This is a genomic window from Psychrobacillus sp. FSL K6-2836 (assembly GCF_038003085.1).
Lineage (GTDB): Bacteria > Bacillota > Bacilli > Bacillales_A > Planococcaceae > Psychrobacillus.
Window position 1 is genome coordinate 695,154 of sequence record NZ_JBBOOM010000001.1, and the last position, 18,957, is coordinate 714,110.

Genomic DNA, 18,957 nt, shown 5'->3' on the forward strand with positions numbered 1-18,957 from the left:
TTTGGCAAAGAGTGGTCTCTATATCTTTTTTTGAAATAGAGCTACATAAAATCCATCACTACGTAAATCTTGCGGGAAGATCTGAAGCGTTCCTTCTTTTTCCTGTTTCTTTATACGTTTAATAACGTCTGGGAAATGCTGAAGTTCCATATCTGGATGTGCATCTAGAAATTGCTGAGTCGTTCCTTCGTTTTCCTCCAAATCGACTGTACAAGTACTATATACCATTAATCCATCCGGTTTTAAAAGTTTATATGCTTCTTCTAATAAATTCATCTGAATTGGTTTAAGGGAAGCAAAATCCTTTTCTTTTTTTGTATATTTAATATCAGGCTTACGTTTCATAACGCCAAGTCCACTGCATGGTGCATCCACAAGTATGCGATCAAATGATTGTGGTGCATAATTTTCACTAGCTTTTCTTCCATCCATTTCCACTGTTTCGATAAAACTAAAACCTAAACGCTCTGCATTTTCTTTCACTAGCTTTAATTTATGCTGATGAATATCCATTGCCACAAGTTTCCCTGTATTTTTCATTTTTTCGGCAATATGAGTAGTTTTACCACCAGGTGCTGAACACATATCTAATACGGTCATCCCGGGTTCTGGCTGAAGAACATAAGCAGGAATCATAGAACTTTCATCTTGAATTGTTACAAAGCCCTCTTGATAAGCAGTTGTTCTAGCTGCTTGTCCGTTAAATAAGTAAATACACTCGGGAATGATTTCACTTTTAGCCACTACATGTCCCTCTTGTGTCATTAGATGAAGTACTTGATCAACCGTACGCTTAAATAAGTTTACACGAAGCGTCGTAACAGGCGGTTCATTATTTTCCTTCAACATCTTATCCGTCGTTTCAAAACCATATTGTGATATGAAACGCTTAACCATCCATAGTGGATGGCTTGTCTCGATGGACAATCGCTCTTCTCTATCTTTAATATCTTCAGTTGAACGAACGCCTTCTCTTAAAATAGACCGCAATATTCCATTAACTGCTGAGGCAATTCCTTTATGACCTCTTCTTTTCGCGATTTCGACCGCCTCATTCACCGCCGCATGATCGGGAATACGCGATAGGTAATGGATTTGATATAGGGATAGGCGGAGTAATTGTTTAACCCAGTCATCTAATTTCCCTTTAATGAACGGCTGTAAGTAGTAATCGAGTGTCATTTTATATTGAAGGGTGCCATATGTTAGTTCCGTAAGTAATGCTCGATCTTTCGCGTCAATCGTATACTTTTCTATCGTTTGGTGTAACAGTAAATTACTATACGCTTGTTGCTTTTCAACAGCCATTAAAATAGTAAGTGCAGCATCTCGAACATTACCTGTCCAAATCTTTTCGCTTTTTTTCGTCATTCAAATATATCTCCTATTCGCAATTTCGAACCTACGCCACGCAAATAATCTTCTGCTGACATTTTCTTTTTACCAGCTGGTTGTAACTCATTAATGCGAATTGCTTCCGACTTTCCAGTTTGTATAACAAAATAATCTGACTCAATTTTCACAACAGTTCCAGGTTTTTCATTTGTTTGAACGGAAATAGTATCCGCCTTCCAGATCTTCACAACTTGTCCATCTAATGTTGTATAAGCTACTGGCCAAGGGTGAAGTCCCCGAATTTGATTGTGTAATTGTAATGAAGAGTTATTCCAATCTATTCTTTCTTGTTCACGTGAAATATTTTTAGCAAAAGTTACTTTTGTGTCATCCTGCTTAGTACGATTATTCGTTTTTGCAATAATTGAAGGCAGTGTCTCTTTGAGTAGCTCGGAACCTACTGCACTTAGTTTTTCAAATAACAGACCAGTATCGTCCGTATGTTCAATAGGTATTTCGCTTTGCGATATTATATCTCCAGCGTCTAACTTTTCTTCCATATACATTATCGTTACGCCTGTTTTACTTTGACCATCTATAATTGCCTGATGAATTGGGGCACCACCACGGTAAGCAGGAAGCAACGATGCATGGACATTAATGCAACCAAGCTCTGGAACTTCTAACAGTTCTTTTGGGAGAATCTGACCGAAAGCGGCGGTAACGATTAAATCTGGCTTTAGGGCGATAATTTGATCTAGTTCATCCGATCCCTTTAATTTATTCGGCTGAATGACAGGCAAACCAAGTTGAACGGCTTCTTCTTTTACAGGAGGTGCGGTCAATACTTTTTTTCTACCAACTGGTCGATCTGGTTGAGTCACGACAGCCTTTACATTATAGCCTTCTTCCACTAACATTCTCAAAATAGGCGCTGAGAAAGTTGGGGTACCCATGAAGATAATAGATGTCATACTTCTTCCACCTCATTTTCAAGTTCTTCCAATTCTACATAACGAATAACCTTTGTTGTAAATAAAACACCATGTAAATGATCTATTTCATGTAAAATGGCTCTTGCTTCATAATCCTCTGCTTGTAACTCGTATAAAGCCCCTGTGCGATCCTGAGCTTCTACTTTTACATAAAATGGACGTTCTACTTCTCCATAAACTTCAGGGAAACTTAAGCATCCTTCCACTTCTATTTCTGATCCTCCGATTTCCACTACCTCTGGATTGATCATTTCGATAATATCTTGACCTTCGCCTAGGTCAACGATTGCTGCTTGAATAGCCTCTCCGACCTGTGGCGCTGCTATTCCGATTCCATCAGAAGCGACCATCGTGTCGTACATATCATCTAAAAGCCCTGCTAGTTTGTTATCAAATACAGTAATTTCTTCACATTTCTTTAATAGTACATCATTTGGATGTGTAATAATTGGACGTATTGCCATTTCTTTTCCTCATTTCAAACACCTTATAAAATAGTAGATGGGTCCAAATCAATTGTTAAATTGATTCCTTTTTTTATCCACTCGGTTCGGTATATTTTTATTAATTGTTGAAGCTTTTCCACTAATATTGGTTCTTTTTTGTATTTTATCAAACATTGGTAACGATATCTATTTTGTATTTTACTGATTGCACTTGAAGTTGGTCCAATTACCATTGTGGTGGTAGATAAATTCGCACGTAACCAATCGGTAGCTAATTTTGCATATTCCGAGGCTAAGAGGACATTTTCATGCGTTACCTGAACAAGAGTTAAATAGTAGAAAGGTGGATATTCAAACTGTTTTCGCACCAGCATTTCTTTATGATAAAACGGCTCATACAACTGTGATTTTGAATATTCTATTGCATAATGCTCCGGTGTATACGTTTGGATATACACTTGCCCTTCTTTATCATGTCTGCCAGCTCGGCCGCTAACCTGTGTCATTAGCTGAAATGTTTTTTCTGCTGCTCTAAAATCGGCTAAGTGCAAAGTTGTATCTGCATTTAATACACCAACAAGCGTAATATTGGGAAAATCTAGCCCTTTTGCAATCATTTGAGTTCCTAGTAAGATATCCGCTTCGCCATCTCCGAATTGTTTCAAAATCCGTTCATGTGAACCTTTCGTTCTAGTTGTATCTACATCCATTCGAAGAACTCTTGCATAAGGGAACAGCTTTGTAATCTCTTCTTCCACCTTTTGAGTTCCTGTTCCGAAGAAGCGAATATGCTCACTAGAACATTCTGGACATTGCTTCGGTACTGGTTCTTCATGTCCACAATAATGACATTTAAGCTGCTCACCCTCTCGGTGATAGGTAAGCGAAATATCACAATTGTCGCATTCTACCACAGTCCCACAATCTCGACATAATACAAAGGAAGAAAATCCTCTTTTATTTAAAAATAAAACGATTTGCTCTTTCTTCTCTAACTTTTCTCTTACAGCATCCGCAAGGTCTATACTAAACATAGAACGATTTCCGCTTTTTAACTCTGCACGCATGTCCACTATATTTACAATTGGTAAAGATTGTTCTTTCGCACGCATCTTTAAGGTTAACAAACTGTACACTCCCTTTGAAGCACGTGCATAGGATTCAAGTGAAGGAGTTGCGCTTCCTAAAATAACTGGACATCTGTGAAAATTACTTCTCCAAATAGCTACATCTCTCGCATGATACCTTGGTGTATCTTCTTGCTTATAAGTAGACTCGTGCTCCTCGTCTAAAATGATCAAGCCTAGATTTTTAAAAGGTGCGAATATTGCAGATCTAGCTCCAACAACAACCTTTACTTCACCACGCCGGATTTTACGCCATTCATCAAATTTTTCTCCGACTGATAACCCACTATGCATTACAGCTACTTGATCGTCGAAACGCAATTTAAATCTTCTAGTCATTTGAGGCGTCAATGATATTTCCGGTACAAGCATAATTGCCTGTTTGCCTTCATTGATTGACTTTTCAATTGCATTTAAATAAATCTCCGTTTTGCCACTACCAGTAATGCCGTGTAGAAGAAAAGTAGTATCCTGGTCATTATTTTGTGCATCATTAATCTGAGCTAGAGCATCTTGTTGTTCATCCGTCAATTTAAATCTAAGGTCCTGGTCGTTATACTCTAGGCTGCTTATCTCACGGTATATTTCTCTATTTTCTTTTTCTAGTATTCCTTTATCGATTAATGCTTTAACCGTATGATTATTTGTTTGTGCAGAATCTTTAAGTTCTGTCATTGTATAGGAAGTTTGCTTTTGCATTAAAAGCCATTCGATTAGCTCTTTTTGTTTAATCGCATTTTTGGGAAGTTCACTTAGTAGGGTATGTACTAATTTCTTGTTTTCCACCATACGATATTTGGCGATTGTTTTTACCTTTCCATGTTGCTTAATAACAGTCTCCAACTGGAAGTTTCCTTGATCTAAATACTTTTTCATCTGTCGTAATAGCCCAGCTTTTTCAAATACTTCATAAGAAATCGTTTCTTTTGACCCAAATAATGCTAGGGTTTCTATATCTACTTCATCTGGTTTCACAAGTCGTATCTCTTTTTTATATGTAGCACGAAGAGCAGCTGGTAGCATTACTTGAAGTGCATCTATTTCATAACATAATGTTTTATTGGTCATCCATTTGGAAAGTTGTAATAATTCTTCGGTTATTACGGGTTCCACATCGATAATTGAAATAATCTCTTTTAGCTTGGACACATCCAAATCAGAATGCTCTTTAATATTCGTTATAAATCCTTGTACTTTTCTATTTCCAAAAGGAACATGTACACGACTTCCACATTCTACAACTGTTTCTAATTCGTCAGGAACAGTATAGTCAAAAGGCCGATCAATAGGATAAGCTGATACATCGACGATAACTTCTACTATCATTTGGAATCATCTTTCTCCAATTGAATAATGGTTTGCAGTAATTGTAACGCAAGCTCTTTCTTGCTTTGATGAGGAAAATACTGTTCCATATTTTTACCGACTAACGTAACAGCATTCGTATCTGTTCCAAATCCTGAACCTGCTTCGGTCACGTCATTGGCAATAATATAATCTGCATTTTTCTTTACCAGCTTGCCTTTAGCATAATGGATCACATCGTTTGTTTCTGCAGCAAAACCTATCAACAATTGGTCTTTTTTTCGTTTACCCAGTTCCATAAGAATATCGGTAGTTCTTTCTAACACAATAGTAGAGTCACCAACTTGCTTTTTCATCTTTTGGGAATATACTTCTTTTGGTTTATAATCTGCCACGGCAGCAGTTTTAATAACTATAGTAGCCGTCTCAAAATGGAGCAACACTGCATCAAGCATTTCCTGTGCACTTTCCACGGAAACAAGCTTTACATTTGCTGGTGCACTCAAACTGACAGGACCAGAAATTAAAATAGTTTCTGCTCCTAGATTTGCAGCAGCCTCGGCCATAGCATAGCCCATTTTCCCACTAGAAAAATTAGTCAAAAATCGGACAGGATCAATTCTCTCTCTAGTTGGACCTGCTGTTACAACAACCTTGGTTCCTTTTAAAGGTAGTTGTTTCGGTACAAAATGCGCCTCTACCAGTTGTACTATTTTCTCCGGTTCTTCTAATCGACCTTTTCCTACATATCCACATGCTAAAAAACCTTCAGAAGGCTCGATAAAATGATAACCATCTCTTGAAAGTTGAGTAATATTCCGAATAACAGCAGCATGTTCATACATATGTACATTCATTGCAGGTGCTATCCATACATCCGCAGTTGTTGCCAATAATGTAGTAGTCACCATATCATCTGCGATGCCATTTGCTAGCTTCCCGATTACATTGGCAGTCGCAGGAGCCACAATCACTAAATCTGCCCAGTCTGCTAAATCGATATGCGCAATAACGCTAGAGTCTTTTTCATCAAATGTATCAAAATACACATCATTTCTTGACATAGCCTGAAAACTTAATGGTTGAACAAATTCCATCGCTGATTTTGTCATCATTACTTTTACATTTGCCCCTGCTTGAGCCAATTTACTAACCAATGCAACCGTTTTATAAACGGCAATACCACCGGTGACACAAACAAGAACTTTTTTAGATGTTAACACCATAAATTCTCCCCTCTAAACAACAACCTCCCAAAGAAACATACATTCTTTGGGAGGTTGTTGTTAATCCGTAGCTTGTTGAGACATCTACTTGCGTATTGTTAAATATTATACTTCGTCTTCATAAACTACAGAATCATTAGATGATTGTATAGCAAGTTCACCAGCTGCAACTTCTTCTAACGCTCTCCCAACTTGCTTATGAGATACATAAGAAGTTAGGCGTTCTCCGCCTTCTTCTTGTAGTTGACGTGCTCTTTTAGAAGCAACACTCACTAAAGAATATTTTGAATCAATTTGGGTTTTTAATGAATCTACAGATGGATATAACATTTAAATTTCTCCTTCCAGCATAGCTGAATATCTTTTTTCTACACGTTCGCGTCGACAATGTTCGGCTACTACTATCGCATTAATCTTTGCGCAAGCTTTAGCCACTTCATCGTTTTCCACAACATAATCATATAAATGCATCATTTCAAGCTCTTGTCGTGCAGCTTTAATCCTTGAACTAATGACATCTTCTGTTTCCGTTCCTCTACCAATTAGCCTTTGTTCAAGCTCAGACAGGCTAGGTGGTGCAAGGAAAATAAATAGAGCTTCTGGAGCTTTTTCTCGAACAAGCGCTGCTCCTTGGACTTCAATTTCTAAAAACACATCTCGTCCAGAATCTAACGTAGCATTTACATAGTCGATAGGTGTCCCATAGTAATTTCCAACATAGGATGCATATTCTAACAATTTACCTTCTTCAATCAGTTGTTCAAACTCGGACTTTTGTTTAAAGAAATAATCTACTCCATCTACTTCCCCTTCACGAGGGCTTCTTGTAGTCATGGATATAGAATACTCATAGTTTGTACCTGGTTCCGAAAATAATTCTTTTCTCACTGTCCCTTTACCTACTCCTGACGGACCTGATAAAACGATCAATATACCTTTTTCTCTTCGCATAACGTCTCCTTCAAATACAGTCATACTACGTCGACTTCTACAATTACATACTTTACTGATTATAACACAAGTACGGTGGAAAATGATAAGATATATAAGAAAAGTGCAAGCACCCATGCAAGCCCCGACAACGTTCTTCCGCGAGAAGCTTTGCGCAGGAGCAAACGCACTTTCTGCGACGAGCTTTGCGCAGGAGTAAAAGCACTGGGAGAATTTTGCAGAAAGACGCCTTTTACTTTGAGGGCAGCATCGGTCGCTAAATACAAAATAACTTTTTGAAAGAGGATTACTTATGGCTTTTGATGGTTTATTTACAATATCAATGACAACTGAATTACAGCAACTCGTAACAGGTCGTATTTCTAAAATACACCAACCAAATGCTCAGGAAATATTAATGCATATAAGAGCTCAAGGCAAAAATTATAAACTGTTGTTCTCTGTTCATTCATCCTATTCACGGGTACAAATCACCAATGAAACAATAGACAACCCAGCCCAACCACCGCTTTTTTGCATGGTGTTACGAAAACATTTAGAAGGTGGAATTATTACTGGTATTCACCAATATGAAAGCGATCGAATTATTATTTTCCAAATACAGAGCAAAAATGAAATTGGTGATGATATCACACGTGAAATTCATATGGAAATTATGGGACGTCATAGCAATTTGCTTTTAGTTGACCCTTCTCGTAATCTAATTTTGGAGAGTATTAAGCATTTATCCCCTTCCATGAATAGTTATCGTACTATTTTACCTGGTCAACCGTATATCGCGCCTCCTTCCCAAAATAAGCTTAATCCACTGGAAATTTCGGAAGCACTTGAAGGAGTACTTCAATCAGCCAGTGATCCTAAAGAAATTATGGACCAAATTTCTGGATTTTCTCCACTGCACGCTAAAGAATTAATGTTTAGATTCCAAAATTCTAAAGATAGAGTTGAAATTTATAAGGAATTTATTCAGGAGATTAAGCAAGGTGGCTCTACAAAGCAAATTATAGAAGTAAAAGGGAAAACCTTCTATTCACCTAATGCTTTGACACATTTAAATGGCGACAAATTTAATGAAGAAAGTCTAGGTAATTTACTAGACCGCGTCTATTTTGCGAAGGCAGAACGCGACCGTGTAAAACAACAGGCTGGCGATTTAGAAAAATGGCTTCAAAACGAATTAAACAAATTGAAGTTAAAAATGAAAAAACTCCAAAAAGATTTTGAACAAGCTGAGAACTTAGATACGTATCAGCTCTTTGGTGAGCTATTAATGGCAAATGCCTACGCAATTGATAAAGGATTGAAGGAAATAGAGCTTGTTAATTATTATGACGAAAATGAAAAAACAGTTGTTATTCCGTTAGATACTAGAAAAACAGCTACACAAAATGCACAAAGGTATTATAGCCGCTATACAAAAGCTAAAACTGCATTACTAAAAATTGAACAGCAATTTGAAATAACCAAAGAAGATATAGCTTATTTCGAATTGTTACTTCAACAAGTAATGCAAGCATCTCCAACTGACATAGAAGAAATTCGAGAAGAACTTATGGAGCAGGGCTTATTAAAAGCAAGGGCCTCGAAAAAGAAGAAAAAACCAACGAAACCGATACCTGAAAAATTCATTGCATCGGACGGCACCGAGATTTCAGTCGGTAAAAACAATAAACAGAATGATTTCGTTACATTTAAGTTAGCTCGTAAAACCGATACATGGCTTCATACGAAGGATATTCCTGGATCACATGTAGTAATACATTCTGATAACCCTTCGGAAACTGCACTATTAGAAGCAGCGAACCTGGCAGCGTATTTTAGTAAGGCTCGTGAATCTGCTTCGGTACCGGTAGATTATACAGTGATTAAACAGGTGAAGAAGCCAAGTGGAGCAAAACCTGGTTTTGTTATTTATTTTGAGCAGACAACATTATTCGTAACTCCGGATGAAGAGAAAATTAGACATATGAAGAAATAGAAATTTAGACTGAACATCTAATACACATTTACTTATAGAACGACCGGTCTGTTGGAAGTAACATCATCACTTCTATCAGACCTGGTCTTTTTTTACGTCCACTAATTTCATAGCTTTTCGTAAAACCATAAAGCCTTTCCTAAATATTTCTGTGTTTTCTACAATATCAATGATGACCGCTTCTAACAAAGCAATACTAAATACAATAAGAAGTATAATAATTGCAATCATATCAGTAATTCTTTCGAAAGAATTTGTGTAATTAGAAATAAAGCTGAGTTTGATATAAAAAAAGAGTATACCTACTCCAAAAGAAAATACCGGAATGTATTTCATGAAGTTTTTAGATACCTTTTTCCCCAGGAAATAAGTAGTACAAGCAACTAGACACATTAAAGTAAAACAAACAAGAATGGCAATCTTAAAACTCATTGAGCACCTCTTTCATAATAAGGTAAAATATTTTTAATTTGTTAGACTTCCAATAAGCATTACACTAATCTATTCGTAAAATTTTGTAGATAACACTTCATCATACAAAAACTAAACATGGGCAAGATCCGAATCACTGTGCATCATCCGGTGAAAATATTATTTCCTATACTTCAAGTCAATAAAAGTTTACCCAAACCCAGAAAAGTTTATGCTGAATTTACATGGTTAAACGTATTCTATTACCTTTGAGGTTAAAGTAGCTTTTGCAGTAATAGGGATTATGTTTTTTAATCATAAGAAAAAACCGGGAAAAAAAACGCCCGATCCTTTAAGTACAAAACCTATTTCTAGAGTTTCCGAAGTGCTTTGGACAGAATTGTCGCTATATTATTACCGAGTGAATTTTTAGAGATGCTGGTTGGTTGTGACGGACGTCACAACCAACCAGCATCCTTTTTTTCGGAAATCTTATGGCGTTTGTCTGTCCGTCGCCCTCCTACAACTCTTAGAAACAGGTAAATGCGTTTTTGGATAACTAGAGAAAAGCTACTTTCCTATTTATAGAGGGGATGACAGTCTAAGTACGCGACATCGTGGTGCTCCTGCGCAAAGCTTGTCGCAAAATAAAGAAACATTTCGCAACGACTGCCTGACCCGCATCGTGCGGGCCCCGAAGATGCAATTTCGTTCGCTATTTCTCTTCTTTATGAGTCAAACACTTACTACTTTTTTTCCACTAGTATAAAAGAAAATCTACTTTCTTCTACTAACATTGGATAATCGCATTTCTAATTCAAAAGATATTGCAAATAATTTGATCACTCTCTATAATTTGACCCATCTTATTTTCTAAGTAATAAGCTACGCTAAATCTACTAGTGGAGTACTAATTGATTGCAGTGGAAGGTGGCGACTCCGACAGGATGAGTGAGACAGATGAAACATCTCAAGGGAACGCGGAGCGTCGGTGATGGTTCATCACTCACCCTGCGGAGGTCAACAGGATGTTGGTCACGAAGGCGTCGCCACATGACGTGGCGCACTTAGCCTTTGTACCCCAACTGAAACGGAAATCAGTAGTATTATTCATTTTTAAAAGTGATACAAACCCAGTGTTCCCAGGTCATTTTTATCTACTTTCCTATCTTTTAAGAAAAACCGGGCAAAAACGCCCGGTTCTTTACACTCAAAACCTGTTTCTATTGTTTTCGTAGGTCTTTAACAGACTTGCTATATTTTTAAAGCTATTAATATGAAAGGATGGTCGTGACTGACGTCGTCACAACCACCCTTTCTTTTTTTTGATAAAATTATAGGATTTATCTAGCTGACACTAAAACCACTACCCAATACATCGCGGACTTCATGGACGACAACAAATGCCTGCTCATCTACGCTGCTAACCGTTTGTTTTAATTGCATTAGTTCCTGTTGATTGATGACAATATAGAGAACTTCTTTTTGGTTCTGACTATAGCCTCCACGACCTTCTAGAATTGTTACCCCGCGCGACATATTAGCTACGATAAATTGGCGTATTGCGTCGGAATGATCCGAAATTATTGTCACTGCAGTCCGATTATTCAGTCCCTCAATTACATAATCAATTACTTTGGAACCTAAAAACACCGCAACAAGCGTGTACATTGCTTTTTCTTGTCCAATAATGAATACAGAACCGGCAATAACGACAATATCAATGATGAGAACACCCTTCCCCAGACTCCAGCCTAAGTATTGGTTGGCTAAACGCGCTATAATAGCAGACCCTCCAGAGGTTCCCCCCGCTCTAAACATCATGCCTAGACCAAGGCCAACAAATACCCCTGAGAAAAGTGCAGCTAGTAAGGTGTCACCATTCAATTGATGTCCTACGTCTTCTGTTATGAACAGAAAAAAGGAGGAGAAAATAATCCCAAGCACCGTATAAATCATTGTCTTTCTATCAAAGAACTTATAGCCTATTACCAAAAGAATTGCATTGATAATTAAGTTTACAACACCCGGCGACCATTCAAATAAATAGTAAGTAATTACGGTGACCCCGATTACTCCTCCTTCGGATAAACGGTATGGTATTGCAAAAAAGTTGATACCTACTGCGAATAATAGTGATCCAATTATGATTAATAATATTTCTTTGATACGTTGCTGTGCCATATTATGTAGTTCCTCCTGCTGATTGAATCAGCCAAAATAGACATTTAGTTAAAATAAATCTAAAATGTCACTTTATGTAATTTACTGTATGTCTTCCGACTCCCATTTCTTCGCATGTTTCTCGATTATTTCAATTAATTTATTCATAGCTGGAGTTAGCCACTTATCTTTGTGATATGCAAGTTGAGTAGTGACGTATTCTTCGCTATGCTCCCAGGGTAAAGCAACTAAACTGCCTCGCTCCAGTTCTTCTCTCACCGTCATCAATGGTAAGTAAGAAAGACCTAAACCACATTTCACGGATTGTTTAATAGCTTCGATATTCCAAAAAGCAATGCGTGAACATCCAATGCCTTCTTCTTTAATCCATCTTTCTAGCAAATCGCGATAGCTCCCCGTTTCAGTAAGAAGTAATACTTCACCTTCCAAATCTTTTGGAGATATAACGGTTTTATCACATAAACGGTGACCTGCCGGCGCAATCATTACTAGCGTCTCTTTAACTAAATCACTCGTGACAACATCAGATCCTAGCTTCTCAGGATTTGTAAATAATGCCAAGTCAAATTTTCCTGATTTCAATTCATTATTTAACTCTTGGCTTTCGGACGGTTGCAAAATAAGTTGAACATTTGGATACATCCTTTTAAATTCAAACAAAATAGATGGTAACCTATATACCATTAAAGATTCATTTGCTCCGATTAATACTGTACCAGAAGGCTCATTGCTTAACCTGGAGGAGTCGACCGCTTCTTGATAGAGTTGTAAGATTTCCTTTGCATACGAGGCTAAATGTATTCCGGCATCCGTCAAAACGACTGTTTTTCCTAATCGGTCAAAAAGACGATTCCCAACTGCCTCCTCCAAAGTTCTAACATGATTAGTCACTGTTGACTGTGTATAGCCCAACTGTTCACCAGCTCTCGTAAATCCACCACAATCAGCCACAACCAAAAAGGTTTTTAAATTGCGAAGTTCCATAGTTATTCCCCCACACCAATAATATTCCTCATATTGTATAGGAATCATATTTGAAAGACTATACTTTTTACCGCCAAGTGATATTATAGTATCTATTCCAACATTAATAAAATGAATTATTTTAATCAAAATCATTTAAAATATTGGAGTCTTTACATCTTTTGATGAATAATTTTCAACATAGTAGAAAGCGCAATGAGAAAAGAAAGAAGCGCCAGCTTAGATCCTACAAAAAGCGAGACAGTCAAGAACCTACAGGAACATAGAGAAAGTACCGAAAAATGATTTTTGAATATAAATAATCTTTTAAATAAAAAATAGAACACTTTGGATGCAAAAGTGCATCGAAAGTGTTCTGTTCCTTTAGTAGTACAGCTCTTTTTTGAATTCAGCTGGGATTGGAGTGACAGCAAAAATTGTTGTCGCACCTTGAAATTTGTAAGCCAATAGACTCTCTGTATTCATTCATTTTTGGGTTACACATTTTAAACATATTCTTTTACTCTAATTTGAACTTTAAAGCATCTCACCCGAATAGAAAGAACTAGCTAGTTGGTCAAAATCATAGTCTTTAAGTTCTTCTAAAGTGATATTTGCGTGTGCACCTTCATGTACCATTAGATTACTGTTTTCACCAATATGTACTAAAATAACAGGCTTGTCGGTAGCGTAAGCATAACCAAGTTCCCAAGCCGTTCCACTATCTGAATAATTGCCATGATAGATACCTACAACGATTTCTGACCACTTAATGTATTTAATATCATTCATAAATGTCTCGATTGACCATTGACGTGAACCAATTTGAATTTGTTTGTCCATAGGATTTCTCATTGGGGAGAAAACCTTCAAACTCTTTTCTTCTAAAATTTTCTCAACCTGTTCCAAAACTTCAACCTCTTTATCATTAAAAAAAGGGCTAGCTAAATAAACTCTTTTCAATTTCTGTTTTCCTCCTCGACAATTTGTAAAGTAAGTTCTTGAACTTATTACAAAATAAATTAATTGAACAAGTAATGTTCATATCTTCGTTTCCTATGTAAGGAAATCCCTTGTATCATATTATGTTCTCCATGATAATGATTTCTTAATCCTCCTAAATCTATAATTTCGACTTTCTCCGTCCACCTTGCCTAATTTTTGCATACATATCTACTATAAAACAATATAAAGTAAGTCAAAAAAACTAAAAAGGACTATTTTATAGATTTGTTACACTCAACGAGAATTTGGAAAAACAGATTCAATAAAAAAACTGAATTAATTCTCTTTTTGTTTTTTTACTTGCATTTCATCACTTCAGCAACTGATCAATCCACCCTTGTACCTTCAACCCCTCTTCAAACGGCACAATAAGAGACTCTTGACCATTTATCAAGCCATGACATGCGTCCAGGAGGCTCTCGGGTTGACTAGTTGGAAAGACTTGAATAGCTTCCTGTTCCGTTTCGCTTACCCAAAGTTCTGACCAATTTTTAATTGTCATCACTTTTTTTGTTCCAAAAACCTTAAATTCGAGATATTCTTCCTGTCCAATTCCTGACAAACTATTTAATAAAATTGGAATTCCACTTTTTGTTCTCCCTAAGGCAGTTACTCCTGTCTCACAAAGTTCCTTATTTTCTGGATAGGTCGTTTCGTGAGAACTAATCGTCAAATCTCCGAATAAATGATACATGACTTGCAAATAATGTGGGAATATTTCTCTTATGAAACCGCCTTGTTCTCTTGAGGCAATCCACGGATTTTGTTGCCATTTTCTTGGCCAGTTTGGGAAGTATGTATGTAATTCTATGCGCATAATATCTCCTAGTGAAGCGGTAGATAGCGCTGTTTTGAGACTGTGTATAGTAGGACTATACATTAATGGAAAATGCATCGCTGTATGGATATTTGCAGTAACTGCTGACTTTACCATTTTCATACCATCCTTATAATTATGTGCAAGAGGCTTTTCGGAAAGAATATTTAAACCATGCTTAGCTATTTGTTCAGCCAAAGGAGCATGGCTTACCGGTGGCGTTCCTATATAGACCCAGTTTGGTTCTGTTTGTAAAAGATCGTGCAGCGTTTCGGAAACTGGAAGTTGATACTTTGCTGAAATTTCCATTAGCCTTTTTTTATTTTCATCGAATACAGAGACAATTTCACACTTAGCATGAGCTAAAATTTGATTGATGATTCGTTCTCCTACAATTCCTGTACCAATTAATGCAAATTTAGTTTTTGACATATATGTATACTCCTTATCATTTAAAAATTTTCTTTGCTATGTCAATAGTTAATCATAGCAAAAGAAGAAATGAAAGATAAACAGTGACCTTTTATAGAGTAATGTTTCATTTTTCGGAAAGACTAAACAAGAAGGAGTGAAGAAAAAAATGGCCAATAAAAATAAAATATTAGTACCTTCTGCTCGTGAAGAATTAGATAAGTTAAAAGTCCGAGTTATGAAGGAGCAAGGTTATGAGGTGAAAAGTAAAAATCCGGATGACGTAAAGTACGAAATAGCAGATGAATTAAGTATTCCATTAAATAAGGAATACAACGGCAAACTCACCTCAGAACAAGCAGGAAAAATAGGCGGACCGATTGGCGGTAGTATGGTGAAAGAAATGATCAGAATGGCTCAAGAACAAATGATTAAAAAATAAATGTCCCAAAACCCTAAGACACATAAAAAACGAAAGAATGGGGATTATAAAGCTGAAATGGATGAGCAGGAGGTTCATTCTGTTTCCTTACTTTTACTATGTTGTTCATTCTATTTGTAGTATTTGCCATTGCAAGAACAAATTAATCGGGAATTTAAAGATAGGAGGTCTACACAGATGGCACATAACCAACAAAATTTAAGTCCTGGAACTGCATACGTTCGCTTCATGTTAGGCTCGGTAATGACTGCTTACGGTACCATACGACTTTTGCGCGAACCAAAAAGTAGAAGTGGGAGGATGCTTGTCTTATTTGGTTCCATGAAAGCTGCAGAAGGTGCAACAAAGTTTTGCCCAACTAAAGCGATGAGTACAATTATGGAAAAAATGATGAGTGAAAATGCTACTCAAAGTACACAGGCCAATGCCGGTACTAAGATGAATAGCGGAACTCAATCCGTACAAAATGCTTCAGGTAGCAGTGCTGGTCAAATGAACGGTAACATCATGCAGATGGTTGGAAATATTGCACAAACATTAACTGGTGGTAATTCTGCAAGTACTACTAGCTCCCAAAGTACGGTAGGTAACCAAAACAGTAGTGGTGCTGGACAAAATACTTCGGGTACCAATGCTCAAACAATCGGTAGCATCGCTCAAACTGTCGCACCTCAAGTTAGCCAAATAGTCAAAAATGTCTCGGGTATGGCCAGTTCACAAAATTCCTCTGGGTCGAATAATGGAGGAAAACAAGCCTCTACTTCTACCGGAGCACCCAACAAGAATGCAGAAGTAAATGGAAATGCTAACAAGAAAAATGCTTCTGCAAATGCCGGCAATACCAAATCAGCCTCTAGTCCCCATAATAAGCAAGCTGCTTCTCCAAAAAAATCTCAGCTAGACGGTGCAGCTAATAATTCAAATTTAGATCCATCTGTAATAGATGCAATTTCGAAATCTGGTCAAAAAACCACATCTACACCTAATATTCTTCAATAAACCTCAAAACATGCCACTGTAATTAAATAAAACAAAAGACATCCTTCACTTGAGGATGTCTTTTGTTTAGAAAACCTAAAATTATTTTGCATCAGTTGAAATAGAATCATCGAAATCTTGCTCAAGTCGTTTCACAAATTCTTCTGCCGCACTATATCCCTGCTGCTTTAAATACCAGTTATTTGCAGCTGCTTCTATTAATCCAGCAACATCTCGACCTGGCTGTAATTGTATTTGGATATGCGGAATTTGCACACCCATATATTCCGTGAATTTCGTCTCTAATTCCAGCTCATTATTCAACGCATTATGCTCCCATTTCGTCAATTCAATATCGAGCGCTATGCGTGTTTCATCCTGAAAAGCAGCCCTTCCATATAAACGCACCACATTTAATAATCCAATGCTACGCAGGGCAAGAAATTCCTTGTTTTTCTCGTTATGCGATCCAAGAAGCGTTTGCGGGCTTAACTTCTTCAACACGACGATATCATCCGCCACTAGACGATGCCCTCTTCCGATTAACGTATGAGCGGTTTCACTTTTTCCAACGCCAGACTTACCACGTAACAAAATCCCAATCCCCGAAACATTAACGCAAACACCATGAATGGAAATCTCCTCTGCCATTGCCTTTACAACGTAAGCATCTAGTTTCGCACTTACCACACTTGTCGAGTCATGTGTTCGCAATACTGGAATTTTCTTCTCCACGCAATAATGGATGAGTCCTAGAGGTTCTTCTTGATTGGATGTAATAATAATGCACGGTGGATCATATTGCACAATATTACCAATGCGTAGCTTACACTCCTCCTCAGAAAGGGTATGTAAATAATTTATTTCATTCTTTCCCAATATTTGTACATGCTCTGTCGCAATGAAATCAAATTTATCCATAAATTCTAGCCCTGGACGACGTACTTTTGACTTTTTTAATACTCGATTTAATTGATCATGTCCTATTAACACATCAAATGAAAATCTGCGGACAATATTTTTTATTGTAATTGTTTTCATTTTTCTTCCACTCGCCTTCTAGATTGCACCTTGAAACATTAATATACTTTCATTTATTACCATTAAATTATTAGTAATAATACCTTAATAACTCATACATCACAAGTACATTATTAAAAGACACATAATATTTACAATGATAAAAGAAATTTCCAACTAGTGGATGCGATATGAAACATATCCAATGCTTATATTCACGATTAAAGGGGTATATTTTTGTATCATATTAAATCGGGGGGATCACCATTGTATCTTGATACATTACTAAAACTTAGCGTGGGACTTGCCGCTTTGTTAACTATCATTCGACTTCTTGGTAAAAAAGAGCTCGCTCAACTAACACCTTATGATTTTATTTACACCCTTGTGCTAGGGGGTATTTTAGAAGAAAGTTTGTTTGACGAGAAAGTGAAAATTACCCACTTCTTATTTGCAATTGTGGTTTGGGGATTATTAATCTATTTAATCGAAAAAGCGACCAAGAAATGGAATCCTATTCGTGTACTTTTAAAAGGAGAACCGGTTAAACTGATCAGTGACGGGAAACTTGATATGCAAAAGTTTAACAAACATCAGTTAGAAATGGAACAGCTTCGTTCTGCCCTACGAAAACAAGGGATATTTTCACTTCAGGAAGTACGAGATTTGTTTTTAGAGCCTGGCGGAGATATAACTATCAATAAATATGTACTCTATGAACCAGTGAAAAATAAAGATTTTCCAACAAAGGCAAGTGATCAAGAGCCGACCGTCCTTTTAATAGACGAGGGGAAAATAAAAGAAGATGTATTAGCTTTTATAAAAAAAGATCATCCATGGTTAATGATGAAACTCTCGGAAAATGGTTATCACGATCCGAAAACTATCGCTTATTGTGAATGGTCCGAAACAGAAGGTTTTTTTATAAGAAGCTATTAAGAAAAGAACTCACATAACCAAAATCTTCTGGAGACGATTATATTGAGTATTATGAATCATTATCGGAAGATTTCAGTGTGGAATGTGAAGTAATTTTCTCTAATAATTCAAATATCATTTTAGACTTACAAAAATGCTCTTATTTAAGATATTGATACAAGATTCAGAGCGAAAAGAAGTATACAAATTAATAAACTAAATATGCATTACTAGTTTTCGATAGCATTGCTTTTTTCTTCCTTTATAGGTTTTGTCGTAAATATTCTCCGTTCCCTAAGCTTGCTTTGAATAGAAACGTTACTATTATGCATATCAATAATTGTTTTCACAATGGATAGTCCTAAGCCACTCCCCACATTCAGTATACCGACTAATGCAATCAACTGAAAAACGTCCATAGATAATGATTCCTTTATCTGTGGAC

General features: G+C 36.8%; 18 protein-coding genes. 4 read left to right on the plus strand and 14 right to left on the minus strand.

The features are described 5' to 3' along the window. Positions 1-18: 18 nt before the first annotated feature. The 7 genes from rsmB to gmk form a co-directional block, all read right to left on the minus strand. Positions 19-1,371, minus strand: coding sequence for a 16S rRNA (cytosine(967)-C(5))-methyltransferase RsmB (gene rsmB / locus MKY37_RS03455; RefSeq protein ID WP_340773790.1), 1,353 nt, complete (start codon positions 1,369-1,371; stop codon positions 19-21). Further along, entirely contained in the window at positions 1,368-2,309 is a 942-nt protein-coding gene (gene fmt / locus MKY37_RS03460) for a methionyl-tRNA formyltransferase (RefSeq protein ID WP_340773792.1), read from the minus strand. Before fmt ends, rsmB begins: the two co-directional genes overlap by 4 nt. Continuing rightward, the gene (gene def, locus MKY37_RS03465) at positions 2,306-2,794 is read right to left on the minus strand and encodes a peptide deformylase (protein ID WP_340773794.1); all 489 of its coding nucleotides are present in this window, start codon (positions 2,792-2,794) and stop codon (positions 2,306-2,308) included. The genes fmt and def overlap by 4 nt, the downstream gene beginning before the upstream one ends. A 23-nt stretch (positions 2,795-2,817) precedes the next feature. Beyond that, complete coding sequence (priA, locus tag MKY37_RS03470) at positions 2,818-5,229, minus strand: primosomal protein N' (RefSeq protein WP_340773796.1); 2,412 nt, start codon at positions 5,227-5,229, stop codon at positions 2,818-2,820. After that, positions 5,226-6,431, minus strand: a complete 1,206-nt coding sequence (gene coaBC / locus MKY37_RS03475) for a bifunctional phosphopantothenoylcysteine decarboxylase/phosphopantothenate--cysteine ligase CoaBC (RefSeq protein ID WP_340779834.1) — start codon at positions 6,429-6,431, stop codon at positions 5,226-5,228. The genes priA and coaBC overlap by 4 nt, the downstream gene beginning before the upstream one ends. Before the next feature lie 108 nt (positions 6,432-6,539). After that, complete coding sequence (gene rpoZ / locus MKY37_RS03480) at positions 6,540-6,764, minus strand: DNA-directed RNA polymerase subunit omega (RefSeq protein WP_340773800.1); 225 nt, start codon at positions 6,762-6,764, stop codon at positions 6,540-6,542. Continuing rightward, positions 6,765-7,385 carry a guanylate kinase gene (gene gmk / locus MKY37_RS03485; RefSeq protein ID WP_340779835.1) on the minus strand — a complete coding sequence of 207 codons (621 nt, stop codon included), beginning with the start codon at positions 7,383-7,385 and terminating at the stop codon, positions 6,765-6,767. It lies immediately after the preceding gene. 292 nt (positions 7,386-7,677) lie between these two features. Between gmk and MKY37_RS03490 the strand changes: the two genes are divergently transcribed. After that, complete coding sequence (locus tag MKY37_RS03490; RefSeq protein WP_340773801.1) at positions 7,678-9,363, plus strand: Rqc2 family fibronectin-binding protein; 1,686 nt, start codon at positions 7,678-7,680, stop codon at positions 9,361-9,363. 75 nt (positions 9,364-9,438) lie between these two features. Here the strand turns inward: MKY37_RS03490 and MKY37_RS03495 are convergent, their stop codons facing one another. The 5 genes from MKY37_RS03495 to MKY37_RS03515 form a co-directional block, all read right to left on the minus strand. Continuing rightward, the gene (locus MKY37_RS03495; protein WP_340773804.1) at positions 9,439-9,795 is read right to left on the minus strand and encodes a hypothetical protein; all 357 of its coding nucleotides are present in this window, start codon (positions 9,793-9,795) and stop codon (positions 9,439-9,441) included. Positions 9,796-11,121: 1,326 nt separating this feature from the next. Then, positions 11,122-11,958, minus strand: a complete 837-nt coding sequence (locus MKY37_RS03500) for a YitT family protein (RefSeq protein WP_340773806.1) — start codon at positions 11,956-11,958, stop codon at positions 11,122-11,124. Positions 11,959-12,039: 81 nt separating this feature from the next. After that, positions 12,040-12,942, minus strand: coding sequence for a LysR family transcriptional regulator (locus MKY37_RS03505; protein WP_340773809.1), 903 nt, complete (start codon positions 12,940-12,942; stop codon positions 12,040-12,042). Between the two features lie 516 nt (positions 12,943-13,458). After that, positions 13,459-13,884, minus strand: a complete 426-nt coding sequence (locus tag MKY37_RS03510; protein WP_340773812.1) for a nucleoside 2-deoxyribosyltransferase — start codon at positions 13,882-13,884, stop codon at positions 13,459-13,461. Positions 13,885-14,236: 352 nt separating this feature from the next. Continuing rightward, positions 14,237-15,175 (minus strand): Gfo/Idh/MocA family protein, encoded by a 939-nt coding sequence (locus tag MKY37_RS03515; RefSeq protein ID WP_340773814.1) that lies wholly within the window; start codon positions 15,173-15,175, stop codon positions 14,237-14,239. A 148-nt stretch (positions 15,176-15,323) separates the two neighbouring features. On the opposite strand from MKY37_RS03515, the gene MKY37_RS03520 reads away from it, so the two are divergent. Both MKY37_RS03520 and MKY37_RS03525 read left to right on the plus strand, forming a co-directional pair. Then, a complete protein-coding gene (locus MKY37_RS03520) occupies positions 15,324-15,596 on the plus strand; it encodes an alpha/beta-type small acid-soluble spore protein (protein WP_340773818.1) in 273 nt (90 codons plus the stop codon). Positions 15,597-15,773: 177 nt separating this feature from the next. Then, positions 15,774-16,595: a hypothetical protein gene (locus MKY37_RS03525; protein ID WP_340773821.1), complete on the plus strand. Its 822-nt coding sequence runs from the start codon at positions 15,774-15,776 to the stop codon at positions 16,593-16,595. An 81-nt stretch (positions 16,596-16,676) separates the two neighbouring features. Here the strand turns inward: MKY37_RS03525 and hprK are convergent, their stop codons facing one another. Then, positions 16,677-17,615, minus strand: a complete 939-nt coding sequence (gene hprK, locus MKY37_RS03530; RefSeq protein WP_340773823.1) for an HPr(Ser) kinase/phosphatase — start codon at positions 17,613-17,615, stop codon at positions 16,677-16,679. Between the two features lie 246 nt (positions 17,616-17,861). Between hprK and MKY37_RS03535 the strand changes: the two genes are divergently transcribed. Next, entirely contained in the window at positions 17,862-18,533 is a 672-nt protein-coding gene (locus tag MKY37_RS03535; RefSeq protein WP_340773825.1) for a DUF421 domain-containing protein, read from the plus strand. A gap of 209 nt (positions 18,534-18,742) precedes the next feature. Here MKY37_RS03535 and MKY37_RS03540 read toward each other — a convergent pair whose 3' ends face one another. Continuing rightward, a complete protein-coding gene (locus MKY37_RS03540) occupies positions 18,743-18,931 on the minus strand; it encodes a hypothetical protein (RefSeq protein ID WP_340773828.1) in 189 nt (62 codons plus the stop codon). Between the last annotated feature and the right edge of the window lie 26 nt (positions 18,932-18,957).